Source organism: Robertmurraya phoenicis (assembly GCF_047302285.1).
Lineage (GTDB): Bacteria > Bacillota > Bacilli > Bacillales > Cytobacillaceae > Robertmurraya.
Genome location: NZ_CP154845.1, coordinates 4147655 through 4160235 on the forward strand (window position 1 = coordinate 4147655; position 12581 = coordinate 4160235).

Genomic DNA, 12581 nt, shown 5'->3' on the forward strand with positions numbered 1-12581 from the left:
TTGGTTTACAACACTAATCTATCTTGTTGCCAAGTGAGTGAACGTTAAAGAATCGTGAAGTTTGTTTGGATTTTGTAAAGAGGATGCAAAAAAAGCCACCATAATTGGTGACTTTTCATCTGAGAAAAATTATAGAAAAAACAAGGCTAGAATGGTTCCGGCACTACCGAATAAGAGGGCAAAAACCAAATTCCATAGTGAAACAAAATAGGGATTTGTTTTCAGTATTGAACCAGTTAATGAAACGCTTAAATTATATGGTCCCGCTACAGCCGTCGACAAGCTTGACATAATTAAAACAAAACCGATGCTAATTGGAGAAATGGTTGCCATAAGTGGCTTTAAGATTTCTCCAAGAATGCTGAAAGTGACCAATGGGTGAAAGCCGACCATCGCAAACAGTAAAAAGATCACTTGAATAATGACAAAAAGAAGGATAGGATACTCTGCTGCTAAAAAGAATGGATGCTGCATATAGGAAAAAATCGATGTTTCTTTTAGCATCGTAATAAAAAATCCTGCACTTAAAAACAAAAAGAAATAGTTTTGTAGTTTACTAGTGCTTCTTTGCCAGCTTTTCACACTGTAACTCAAATAAGCCTTAAACCGTTTAATCAATAATGACCATATGATGGAAAAAGGGATAATTACGAGTGTAACCGAAGTAATAAAGCCGATATCCGTCCAGTTTCGGAACATATTGACGCTCGTAATAAAAAGGGCAAGAGCAAAAATCATGATGGCGATTTTTTTATAATTGGACATCGATAATGGCTCATTGCCACTATCCCCTTTTTCATATTTGTATTTCTTGTATTTGAAACCCATTAACCAATCCAATAACAGGAGTAACAGCGAAAGCATTAAGAGCCATGGTAAATAGGTTGTGTAGCCAACACCTGTCACATCAACCGTCATCGCGACTAATAACTCCATCGGACTCCAAATTAAACAAAGACTATACCCTCTTAAAACGGATTGACTAATCAGTTTGTTTTTTATTTGGCTACTGACATTGCTTAAATTTCTCAATAAAGAGTTGATTAAAAGTGGTAATGTAGCCAAGTTTAAAAATGACCCCACTAAAAAAGAAGATAAAGAGCCACGATTGTACACTTGACCAAGATGATCAATATTTGCTTTCAATAATTTGTTTACATTGTGTTCATACTTCCCTACTTTAATAATACTAGTGATAAAAGGAAGAATGATGATTAATCCTAATAAATCTAACATGGAGAGCATTTTATAAGGAATCGTTAAGAAAGATTCTTGTTTCATAATAACAATCGCTATACCGATCAATAGAAAAATACTGCCCGTATATTTAATGAATCTGTCTGTTCTATGAAAAGAAATCCCGATACAAATAATGGCTAATATTCCAATTACGTACGTCAACATGTTACTTTGGATAAATAAATTTAATAGATTAAGTGCTATCACAAAACTAAAAAGGCAAATGACCAAGGATGAATATGTAGAATTCACCTTTATTTTCACTTCGTCTAACCTCGATTCAAACTATAATTTAATGGCCATGATATATTGGGTGATGATCAGATTTTTTTAAATTCATAAATGATGGGATGGAAGCAGGCAATTTAGCCAAGCTTGTATCCGAATTGTGGGTTGGATTCGGACTCTTCCTAAAAATATAACCTTGGACTTGTCCGAATTGGGCTTGGATTCGGACTCAATCTCGTACTACATCCCAATGTGGGTCCGAATCGCGACCGGATTCGGACTCAATCCAGCACTACAACCTTGATCATGTCCGAATCCACCCTAGAATTTATTTTCTAGATACAGATAAAGGGCGCATTATGCGCCCCTAATTTTTATTACTTTGTTTCTCTAGCTCGCTTTACTTCTTCGACAAACTGACTAGCTTTCAACGTAACTTTTTGACAGTATTCCTCATCAATGACTTGTTTCATATCTACAAGTGTGCTTCCTGCACCAGCTGCGACAGCACCTGCACGGATATATTCACCAACGTTAGAAACATCAATTCCTCCAGTTGGCATTAATGGGATATGAGGCAGTGGTCCACGCATATCTTTAAAGAAACGTGGCCCTAGTAAATTAGCAGGGAATACTTTAATTAAGTCTGCTCCGTTTTCATAAGCAGTTAAAATTTCTGTTGGTGTAAACGCACCAGGTACACTTACGACACCGTATCTTTTTGTCATCTTGATGGTTTCAATATTGACAACCGGTGAGAACACGAATTTTGCCCCAGCCATAATCGATGCTCTTGCTGTTTCAGGATCTAGGACTGTTCCAACTCCTACGATTACCTCGTCTTTCAATTCATCGGCAACCATCTCAACTAATGATAAAATTTTTGGCGTTTCTACTGTTAATTCAAGAGCCTTAACGCCACCAGCACTTAATGCTTTTGCCACTGGAATGATATTATCTTTATTAGCTCCACGTATAACTGCGACAATCCCACTATCTTTAATCTGATCGATAAGATTCATAATACCTCCACCAAACCTTTTTTTGATATTATCGATTAATATCGTCTTCTGTTGAATGGAAAAAGCGGAACAGCTCATCTCGATCTGGTAAGCTTTCAAAGTCACCTTCTACTTGCGTCGCGATCGCTCCGACAGCATTTCCACGTTCAACAGCCTTCTCAAGTTCTATTCCATCCAATAATCCTGAAATAATCCCGGCAGCAAATCCATCACCAGCACCAACAGGGTCAATTACCGTCTCGACTGGGAATCCTGGAACGAGCTTTATTTTATCTTTTGTACCGTAATACGCACCCTTTGCTCCTACTTTTAGGATGACAACAGAAGCGCCTTGATTTAAAAATAGCTGACAAAGTTTTTCCGGATCGCCTTCGCCAAACATAAATTTCCCTTCGTCTACGCCAGGGAGAACAATGTCCGCTAATCCAGCCAATTCAAGCAATACTTTTCTTGCTTCTTCTTCTGACCATAGCTTTTTTCGAAGATTAGGGTCAAAAACCACCTTTACACCATGTTCTTTAGCGATATGGATGGCATGCAATACCGTTTCGTAACAGCTTTTACTTAAAGCAGGAGTAATACCTGTGACATGTAAATACTTCGCCTTTTTTATATATTCTGGATCGATATCCTCTGGTAAAAGATGACTCGCTGCCGAGTTACTTCTATAATATTGCACACGAACATCCCCGCCATGACGAATCTCTTTAAAATAGATTCCAGTAGAGGCAGTCTTATCATATAACACTTGAGATACGTCGACACCTTCTCCTCGGATAAATGAAAGTAAGGATTTGCCGAATTCATCTTCTCCAACCCTACTAATCCAACCAACTCCATGTCCTAAACGCGTTAAGCCAATCGCTACATTGGTTTCGGCACCACCAAATTTTCGCGAATACGTATGAGCATATCTCATTAGCGGAGAGGTAGGAGTGAAGACAACCATTGATTCTCCTATTGTTACAACGTCCATCATCATTCCCCCAATCATGTATTTATTCTTTAACGAGGTTAACGACAAAGATGGGGTACTTCTATTTAGTTAACCTTTCGTCTTTCCTTCGTTTTAAACGTTGGAAACTTCCATGTAATTTTTAATATTGTTATAGCAGATATTTTCAACCATTTTACCCAAGTAATCAAAGTCGGCTGGATATTCGCCATTTTCGACCCAGTTTCCAATCACATTACAGAGGATTCTTCTAAAATACTCATGTCTCGGATAAGAAAGGAAGCTTCTAGAATCAGTTACCATTCCTACAAATCTTGAAAGAACTCCTAAATTAGCCAGAGCTTTGATTTGCTCTTCCATACCGTCTCTATTATCGTTAAACCACCACGCTGTACCAAATTGAATTTTCCCTGGGATATCTGCTTGGAAATTCCCAACCATTGAACCAATCATATAATTATCACGTGGATTTAAATTGTAAACAATCGTTTTTGGTAGGGACGAATCCTTTTCTAATTCATCTAGAAGTGCAGAAAGTTCCTCACCATAAGTGAAATCAGCAATGGAGTCAAATCCAGTATTCGGTCCAACTGAATTTAACATTTTTGTATTGTTATTTCTTAAGCCACCTATATGCAGTTGCATAGCCCAGCCATGCTCTTTATACATTTTCCCTAAATTGACAAGAACTTCTGTTTTTAACTTGACGATTTCCTCATTCGTAAGCTCAGACCCTGATAATCTCTTCTGAAAGATTTCCTGAACCTCAGACTCTGTTCCTTTTAAGAAGAACGAAGAATCTAAACCATGATCTGATAATCGACATCCGACTTCATGAAAGAAACGAACTCGATCTTTTAACGCTTCTAAAAAGCTTGCAAAGGAATCAATCGTAATTCCTGTAATCGTTTGTAGCTTTTCTAACCAGTCCGTAAAGCTGTCCAAATCTACATTCAGCGCACCGTCAGGACGAAAAGTTGGCAATACCTCTACATCAAAGTTTGGATCTTCCTTTAATTGCTGATGGTATTCTAATGTATCTAACGGATCATCAGTTGTGCACAGTGCTTTAACATTGAATTTAAACAAGAGCTCCCTTGCAGAAAATGACTCTTGCTCAATGACAGCATTACTCTTTTCCCAAATATCATCCGCCGTTTTTTCGTTTAGAGTATCAAAGAGATTAAAGCATCTTTGTAGTTCTAGATGGGTCCAGTGATAGAGTGGGTTTCCGATACAATGAGGGATCGTATCAGCCCATACTTGAAATTTTTCCTTGTCGGATTTATTCCCAGTGATATACTCTTCCTTGATTCCATTCGCTCGAAGTGCTCTCCATTTGTAATGGTCCCCATCAAGCCAAACATCTGTAATATTTCTAAATCTCTTATTTTCAGCAATTTCTTGTGCAGATAAGTGACAGTGATAATCATAAATAGGCATATCTTTCGCATATTCATGAAATAATTTTTTCGCGCTTTCTGTTTCTAGTAAAAAATCTTCATCCATAAACGCCTTCAAAAAAATCTACCTCCTACAAGCCGTGCAAAAATTTTGGTTTTAGTCCATTAGTAGTCCACCATTGACTTCAATTACTTCACCAGTAATATAGCTCGCTGCATCAGAGGCTAGAAATAGAATAGCACCGACCATTTCCTCTGGCGCTCCAACTCGTTTCATCGGAATTTGCTTTTCCATGTTTTTCTTCATTTCTTCTGATGTGTTTGAATGAAAAGGGGTGCCGATAAAGCCTGGAGCAATTCCATTGACATAAATATGATCTTCTATCAATTCTTTCGCTAACCCACGTGTAAACGTGCTTAAAGCACCCTTTGCCGAGGCATAAGCGACAGCGCCGCCCCCACCGCCATTTCGTGCAGCGATGGACGTGACATTAATAATCTTGCCTTTTGCCTGTTTCTTCATCAATGGCAACACAGCCTTTGTCACAAGAAAGGCAGACTTTACATTCACATTGAAGATACGATCCCATAATTCTTCATCCATATCCTCAATTTTACTTCGTTGTACCATGGATCCGGCGTTATTAACTAAAACATCTACTCTACCAAACTCTTGATCGATTTTTGCGACCATTTCGTTTATTTGCTGAGCATCTGTGACATCTCCTGTCACCAATAACGCCTTGTTTCCTTTTTCATTAATTTGCTCAACCAGTTTTTCAGCTTCTATGATATTCCTATTTCCGTGCACAATAACAGAAGCGCCAAGCTCTGAGAATCCTAAAACAATTGATTTTCCGATACCAGAACTACTACCAGTAACAAATACTACTTTATCCTGAAATGAGTACATCCAATCACTCCGTTCCATTTTCTCAAAGTTTACTCCTATGAACTACATTAATAGATTTGGTAGGAATGTAACGATCTGTGGGAACAAAGCCAATATAGTTACGAGCAGAATAACCCCTGCCATGAATGGCCAAGACTCTTTTACGTAATCTTCTACCGATACATCCGTCAAGGAACATACCGTATACATCGTCACCCCTACTGGTGGAGTCATACCTCCCATTGTTACAAGAGTCATCATGAGAATCCCAAAATGAACTGGATCTACACCAATTTGAGTAATAATAGGTAAGAAAATAGGCGTTAATAATAAAACAATAACCGTTGATTCGATAAACATCCCAATGACTAGTAAGAACAATAACACTAAGAATAAGATTAGTGTTGGGCTTGAAGTAAGACCAATAATAAATTCAGCAGCCGTTCTCGGTAATTGATTATACGTAATTAAATATCCGAGGATTGCAGATGTTGAAATGATTAATAGAATCATCGCATTATCCACTACTGACTGTTTTACTGCTTCCTTAAATTTCTTCCAATCTAGTTCTTTATGAATAAAGAAGCCAATTATTAATGCATATACGACAGCGAAAGAACCTGCCTCAGATGCCGTAAATATTCCGAAACGAATTCCAACAATTAAAATGACTGGGAATAGAAGAGCCCAAATACTTGCCTTTAAAGCACTCATCACTTCTTTAAAAGTAGCTCGCTTTGGACGGTCGATGGAGTCATAGCCTCTCTTTTTCGCAATCACATAGGCAACGACCATCAGGAAGGTCATCATTAAAACCCCAGGAATAATACCAGCTAAAAATAGTTTCCCAATCGAAACTTCTCCTACATAACCATACAAGATAAGTCCAATACTTGGTGGGATCGTAGCTGTAATTAATGAACTAAATGCAATAACACCTACTGAATATCCACCAGAATATCCTCTATCAATCATTTTGCGTCCGAGTATTCTACTTTGCATTGCCGCATCAGCATTGGCTGAGCCTGATATCCCTCCCATGATTGTACTGAGGACAATCGAGACATGCGCTAAACTACCTTGAATGTGACCTGTCAATGCATTTGAAAAACGGATTAATCTTGAAGTAATACCAGCTGAATTCATTAAGTTACCCGCTAATATAAAAAACGGGACAGCTAACAATGGAAAAGATTGCGTCCCGGAAACCATTCGCTGAACGGTAATCGAAATCGGTAAATTCGGTTCAAACAAGAAATAGGATAAACTGGCAATTCCTATTGCAAAAGCAACAGGCATATTAAGGAAAAGCAGTATGAAAAAGATAACTGCTAACAGTATCATCTGATCTTCCTCCTTTCTTCAATTTCTATGCGAATTGTTTTTTTATTAGTTTTGAAGTGTTAATAAGAAGTGTAATGATCATTAAAGCAGCACCAATTGGAACAGCCATCGTTACGAATGAATAGCTAAATGGTAGGTTATTAATTAATCGCACTGAATTCTCAATGCTCAGTAACGTACCATGGTATCCAACGAATACTAGAAATGAAATCATTAAAAGATTCATGATAATCGCAATTAGATTAGAAAACTTTTCTGGTAATCTACTTGTAATAAAGTCAACGCCAATATGCTTTCCTTCTCTTAATGCTTTATTAGCTCCTAGGAAAATAACCCAAACAAATAGTAACTGGGCAAATTCTACAGACCATGAGAGGGGTGCACCGACCCATCTCATGACCGCAGCTACGAATACAAATAGAACTACACCAACCATTAAACCGCTTGTTAGGATTGTTTCTAATTTCAGTAGTCCGTGAGTAATATTTTTCATTCTAGCCACTCACCTTTATATTATTTTCCAAGTAGCTCGTTGATTTGCTGACGAAGCTCTTGGTACCCTTCAAATTTATCGTATACAGCATCTGTTTTTTCTTTGAATAATGCTTTGTCTACTTCAATTACTTCTACGCCTTCATCGACCATTTTTTGTTCGAAATCATCTAACATATTAACCGTGTTTGTTGAAGCTTCATCACCTGCAATAAATGCTTCTTCTTTCAAGATTTCTTGATATTCAGTTGGAAGTGTTTCCATCCATTGTGAACCAACGACTAATCCTGTTAATAATTGGAAGTGTGAAGTTTTAGAGATATTAGAAATAACTTCGTGTAATTTTGCTCCATATGTTGCTGGATGCTGTGCTTCTGCTCCATCAATTACACCCTGTTGAACTCCAGGATAAACTTCAGACCAAGGCATACCAGCCGGACTTGCACCCATTGCAGTGATTGTTTCTGTCCAAATTGCAGCACCAGGCGTACGTAATTTTAACCCTTTTAAATCTTCTGGCTTATTAATTGGTTTATTTGTTAATAGGTGACGATCCCCTTGGTACCAGTTAAAAGAAAGAATTTCTACATCAAACTCATTTACTAGCTTCTCTTCCCAACCTTTAAATAAGTCGGACATAACCACTTCTCTTGCTTCATCATAGCTGTCAACAATATATGGTGCTGACAAAATTCCAATTTCCGGAACCATTTCCGCAAGACGACCAGTATCAACGATTACCCCAACATTTGCACCCATAATAGCTTGTTCAACAATATCCTTATCTTCTCCTAAAGCACCACTACCATAAATTTCAATAACCACTTTTCCTTCTGTCTTTTCCTCAACAGCAGCTTTAAATGCTTCTAAACCTTGATAGATTGGATCCGTTGGAGTTAATGCTGTTCCTAATTTCAATGTGTAAACGTTGTCATTTGAAGCATTATCGCCCGATTTTTCACCATTACTAGCCTCTTCTTTATTCCCACAAGCGCTTACAATTACCATTGCAAAAATTAATAGTAAAGCTAAGATTTTCCCTTTCATCGTTAAGGTCCTCCTTAAAATAGTTAAAATAGATTTTTTTAAGACTTTCAACCAAAGATACCGCTTTCATCGAAAACGTTATAGTTAATCGGAAAATTCTCCAAGTAGACGAATCTACATTGACTTTTATTTAAAGTAACTCGGATATGCTTTCTTTAGCTCATCCTGATCAACAGATACTAATTGTAAATGCTTAGCCATTACTTTTGCGGCCGTTTCCGAATCTTTTTCTTTGATCGCTTTTAATATCTCACTATGTTGTAGCAAAAGAGTCTCCCAGTTAAATTTCGAAGCAAGACTAAGAAGTCGAACTCGATTTAAGTGGCTGTTCATCTCTTGGATGACGACCCAGACTCTACTTTTCTGTGAACCTATTGCAATCGTGCCATGAAACTCTTCATCTAATTCGAATAACTGTTCATAATCTTTTTCTTCCACACAACGGTGCTGAGTTTCAATATTTTTCTCTAACAAAGCAATTTTGTCTTCAGGAAAGCTTTTACAAGCCTCTCTTACAGTTGCAACTTCCAAATGTTCCCTGATAAATCTCGCATCATCAACATGGTTGCGATCAATTAACGATACGAACGTGCCTCTTTGTGGATATACCTCTAATAACTGCTCTTGATTTAATCTTACAAAAGCTTCTCTCACCGGTGTTCGGCTTACACTAAGCCACTCGGCAATTTCCTTTTCAGATATACTCAAGCCCGGCTCCAGCTTTAAATTTACAATGTTTTCTTTTAATTGTTGATAAACATAATCTCGAGTTGAGTATTTGTTAACCATTACTTTCTTTGCTAAGTCTACGTCTAACATTTTATTTTAGAGAACCTCCCTTCTATATTTCATATACTACCACACTACTATACTTGTATGGTAGTGTACAAGAAAGAAAATTCCCTAAAATTTTATATTTTTCTTAATTTCGACAAATTTCTCTTACGTGTCAACGTCTTAACGTAGACTAGCAAATTTTTAAGAAACTCAGTAATGACTATTATCCAATATATTTTTCTAGCGTTTGTCGGACTGCACCTGTTCCTGAAAGCATTTCATGAAACATGATTTCAATTTTTTCTCCTAAACCAATTCCATATAAATTGATTCCAAAAATAGTTTCATTTGATAAAATAGCTTTTACATTGGATGTTTGGTCCCCTAATGAAACCCCTTGTAAAGTAGATTGTAGGCTATCAAGTAATGGATCTGGACTAAGTGTGAACGGTTGGCCTTCATCATTTATTCCGAGTAAATAACGACACCATGTCGCAATCGCTAATGGAATAGCTGTTAAATCAGCTGGATTCAAATCTTCTCGCTTTTGATAGGATTTAAGCGTTTCACCGAAACGAATTCCCACCTTTTGAGAAGTGTCAGTAGCAATACGCTGCGGTGTATCCGGAATAAACGGATTGGCAAAGCGCTCATTTAATACTTCATCAAGGAATCCCTTTGGACTAATAATTTTTGGATCGACGACTACTTTCAGACCTTCTTCATAACCAATTGTTTCAACAAATTTCTTCAATGTAGGATCCTTCATTTCATCAGCAATCAATGTATACCCTAACAGACAACCAGAAACAGCCAACGCGGTATGAAGTGGATTTAAACAAGTTGTGACTTTCATCGTTTCAATATTATTAACCGTATCTCGGTCTGTAAAAATGATTCCTGCTTCCTCTAAAGCCGGACGACCATTCGTGAATTTATCCTCAATGACTAGATATTCACTCACTTCTGCATTTACGAACGGTGCAGTATACGTATTTTTCGACGTCACAATGACATCCATTTCACCAATTCCCAAGTCTAATAATGCTTGTTGAACAGTTTCCGAAGGCCTTGGCGTGATTTTATCAATCATAGATAGTGGGAAAGTAATTTTACGCTCGTCCGTTAAATACGCGACAAATCCTTCGTCCACAAAACCTCTCTGTTGCCATTCCTTCGCCATTGTTAAGACTGCATTTCTCAATCTGTCTCCGTTATGGGAACAGTTATCCATACTGACAAAAGTCATTGGAAATTGCCCTTTAACATATCTGCGGTGGGCTAATGAAGTTACGACACTCATCGCATGAATTGGATTTTCCAATCCGTTTTCAATGTCCTTTTTGACAATTCCCAAGTATTCACCACTCGGGTCGGTTAAAGAATACCCTTTTTCCGTAATCGTAAAGCTTGCAAGCTGTAGACTTGGATTTTCAAAAACCTCAACTAAGCGCTCGTAATCCTCTTGTCTGCTTGGTTCAACAGCAATGCCTTCAACGATACTGCTTATAACATTTTTCTCAAATTCGCCATTTGCCTTCATTTTGACAAGTAATGTCAAATTATCATAAGGCTTATATACTTTATCAATCATTTCAAAATCAAATGTCTCAGCCGCAATGATCCCTGTTTCCGCTAACTTTTGGTTTAATAGTTTTTGATGAGCATTCGCAACAAAGCCTCTAAAGATATTTCCTGCTCCAAAATGAACCCACTGAGGATTTACTTTTGTGTTTTCAACTACTTTTGCAAAATCGAACTGAGGTAGCTCTACGCCAATTTCTTTCCAAACTGCTGCTTCATTGACAATACTTTCTCTATTAAGCGTTAACATCTCCATTTACCTCACTTTCCGTTTTCAAGACTGTCCCATACACCAAGCATGTACATAATTCCCATTGCTCGATCGTACAATCCATATCCAGGTCTGCACTGCTTCTCTTCACCCCATAGATGACGTCCATGGTCTGGTCGTACAAAACCGCTAAATCCATTTTCGTGATACGCCTTAATGACTTCAGGGACATCGACACTTCCATCTTGACCACGGTGAGAAACTTCGATAAAATCACCGTTTTCAAAAACTTTCACGTTACGGATATGGGCAAAGTGGATGCGATCATGAAACTCTCGAATCATCGCAGGTAAATCATTTTCTGGGTTAGAACCTAATGAACCCGTACAGAATGTTAATCCATTATAAGGACTATCTACTAAATCAAGGAATCTCCTAATATAATCTCTGTTGCGAATAATACGTGGTAATCCAAAGATTGGCCATGCTGGGTCATCTGGATGGATCGCCATTTTCACATCAACCTCTTCACATACAGGAATGACTCTTTCTAAAAAGTATTTCAGATTTTCAAATAGAACATCTTCCGTTACTGGCTCGTAAGCTTTAAACAGTTCATCTAATTTTGCCAAACGTTCTGGCTCCCAACCAGGTAGTGTAAATCCACCAGAGCTATCTAGTATTTTCTTTACCATATCATTCGGGTCATCCGTAATGGCAGCCTTTTCATAAAATAACGCATTTGAACCATCAGGTAGTTCTTTATATAAATCGGTTCTTGTCCAATCAAATACTGGCATAAAATTGTAGCAGATTACTTTAACGCCGACTTTTGAAAGCTTTTTAATCGTATCAATATAAATATCAATATACTTATCTCTTGTCGGTAAACCAATTTTAATATCATCGTGAATGTTTACGCTTTCTACAACTTCAGGACTAAAGCCTTTGCTTCTAATTTGGTCAGCTACCTCTTGGATTCTTTCCATTTCCCATTCTTCTCCAGCAACCTTATCATGCAGAGACCAAACAATACCCATTACACCTGGTATTTGGCGAATATGGTCAAGGGTAATTGAATCATTCCCATCGCCGTACCATCTCCACGTCATTTTCATCGTGAACACTCCCTCGTATTTTTAAAATTTACATATCTTCATAGAAACAGAGACACCTCTGTCCAAAATAATAAAAATCAAGCATCCTCGCAGACAAAAAATCTTGTATACAAGATACGTTCATCATAATCTACGGATTAATCTCTTGTCAATCGTTATCTTCAAAAACACTGTTAAACCTTAGTTAATACTATGCGAATTGAACTTTCTATAGATTTTACAAATTTAAACATGTATACTAGTTTTAGAATTATAAAAGAGAAGGTTGG

Annotated in this window: 11 protein-coding genes; all 11 read right to left on the reverse strand. The window is 37.5% G+C overall.

The annotated features are described in order from the left end of the window. Positions 1-129 precede the first annotated feature (129 nt). Positions 130-1491, reverse strand: a complete 1362-nt coding sequence (locus AA0X71_RS20795) for a hypothetical protein (protein WP_413357174.1) — start codon at positions 1489-1491, stop codon at positions 130-132. Between the two features lie 353 nt (positions 1492-1844). Continuing rightward, the gene (locus AA0X71_RS20800) at positions 1845-2489 is read right to left on the reverse strand and encodes a bifunctional 4-hydroxy-2-oxoglutarate aldolase/2-dehydro-3-deoxy-phosphogluconate aldolase (protein WP_413357175.1); all 645 of its coding nucleotides are present in this window, start codon (positions 2487-2489) and stop codon (positions 1845-1847) included. A gap of 28 nt (positions 2490-2517) precedes the next feature. Next, on the reverse strand, positions 2518-3465 hold the full coding sequence (locus tag AA0X71_RS20805; protein ID WP_413357176.1) for a sugar kinase: 948 nt from the start codon (positions 3463-3465) through the stop codon (positions 2518-2520). A 93-nt stretch (positions 3466-3558) separates the two neighbouring features. Further along, positions 3559-4965 (reverse strand): glucuronate isomerase, encoded by a 1407-nt coding sequence (uxaC, locus tag AA0X71_RS20810; RefSeq protein WP_413357177.1) that lies wholly within the window; start codon positions 4963-4965, stop codon positions 3559-3561. A gap of 39 nt (positions 4966-5004) precedes the next feature. Further along, on the reverse strand, positions 5005-5760 hold the full coding sequence (locus AA0X71_RS20815) for an SDR family NAD(P)-dependent oxidoreductase (RefSeq protein WP_413357178.1): 756 nt from the start codon (positions 5758-5760) through the stop codon (positions 5005-5007). Positions 5761-5802: 42 nt separating this feature from the next. Beyond that, complete coding sequence (locus AA0X71_RS20820) at positions 5803-7083, reverse strand: TRAP transporter large permease (protein WP_413357179.1); 1281 nt, start codon at positions 7081-7083, stop codon at positions 5803-5805. A 25-nt stretch (positions 7084-7108) separates the two neighbouring features. Continuing rightward, positions 7109-7576, reverse strand: coding sequence for a TRAP transporter small permease (locus AA0X71_RS20825; RefSeq protein WP_413357180.1), 468 nt, complete (start codon positions 7574-7576; stop codon positions 7109-7111). Between the two features lie 20 nt (positions 7577-7596). Further along, entirely contained in the window at positions 7597-8622 is a 1026-nt protein-coding gene (locus AA0X71_RS20830; protein WP_413357181.1) for a C4-dicarboxylate TRAP transporter substrate-binding protein, read from the reverse strand. Positions 8623-8748: 126 nt separating this feature from the next. Then, a complete protein-coding gene (locus AA0X71_RS20835) occupies positions 8749-9441 on the reverse strand; it encodes a GntR family transcriptional regulator (protein WP_413357182.1) in 693 nt (230 codons plus the stop codon). A gap of 181 nt (positions 9442-9622) precedes the next feature. Beyond that, positions 9623-11233: a mannitol dehydrogenase family protein gene (locus AA0X71_RS20840; protein WP_413357183.1), complete on the reverse strand. Its 1611-nt coding sequence runs from the start codon at positions 11231-11233 to the stop codon at positions 9623-9625. Between the two features lie 11 nt (positions 11234-11244). Further along, positions 11245-12312, reverse strand: coding sequence for a mannonate dehydratase (gene uxuA / locus AA0X71_RS20845; protein ID WP_413357184.1), 1068 nt, complete (start codon positions 12310-12312; stop codon positions 11245-11247). Positions 12313-12581 lie beyond the last annotated feature (269 nt).

Coding starts and splice junctions, on each gene's coding strand:
- AA0X71_RS20800 (WP_413357175.1), bottom strand. CDS start 2,489: ATGAATCTTATCGATCAGATTAAAGATAGTGGGATTGTCGCAGTTATA.
- AA0X71_RS20805 (WP_413357176.1), bottom strand. CDS start 3,465: ATGGACGTTGTAACAATAGGAGAATCAATGGTTGTCTTCACTCCTACC.
- AA0X71_RS20815 (WP_413357178.1), bottom strand. CDS start 5,760: ATGTACTCATTTCAGGATAAAGTAGTATTTGTTACTGGTAGTAGTTCT.
- AA0X71_RS20820 (WP_413357179.1), bottom strand. CDS start 7,083: ATGATACTGTTAGCAGTTATCTTTTTCATACTGCTTTTCCTTAATATG.
- AA0X71_RS20825 (WP_413357180.1), bottom strand. CDS start 7,576: ATGAAAAATATTACTCACGGACTACTGAAATTAGAAACAATCCTAACA.
- AA0X71_RS20830 (WP_413357181.1), bottom strand. CDS start 8,622: ATGAAAGGGAAAATCTTAGCTTTACTATTAATTTTTGCAATGGTAATT.
- AA0X71_RS20835 (WP_413357182.1), bottom strand. CDS start 9,441: ATGTTAGACGTAGACTTAGCAAAGAAAGTAATGGTTAACAAATACTCA.
- AA0X71_RS20840 (WP_413357183.1), bottom strand. CDS start 11,233: ATGTTAACGCTTAATAGAGAAAGTATTGTCAATGAAGCAGCAGTTTGG.
- uxuA (WP_413357184.1), bottom strand. CDS start 12,312: ATGAAAATGACGTGGAGATGGTACGGCGATGGGAATGATTCAATTACC.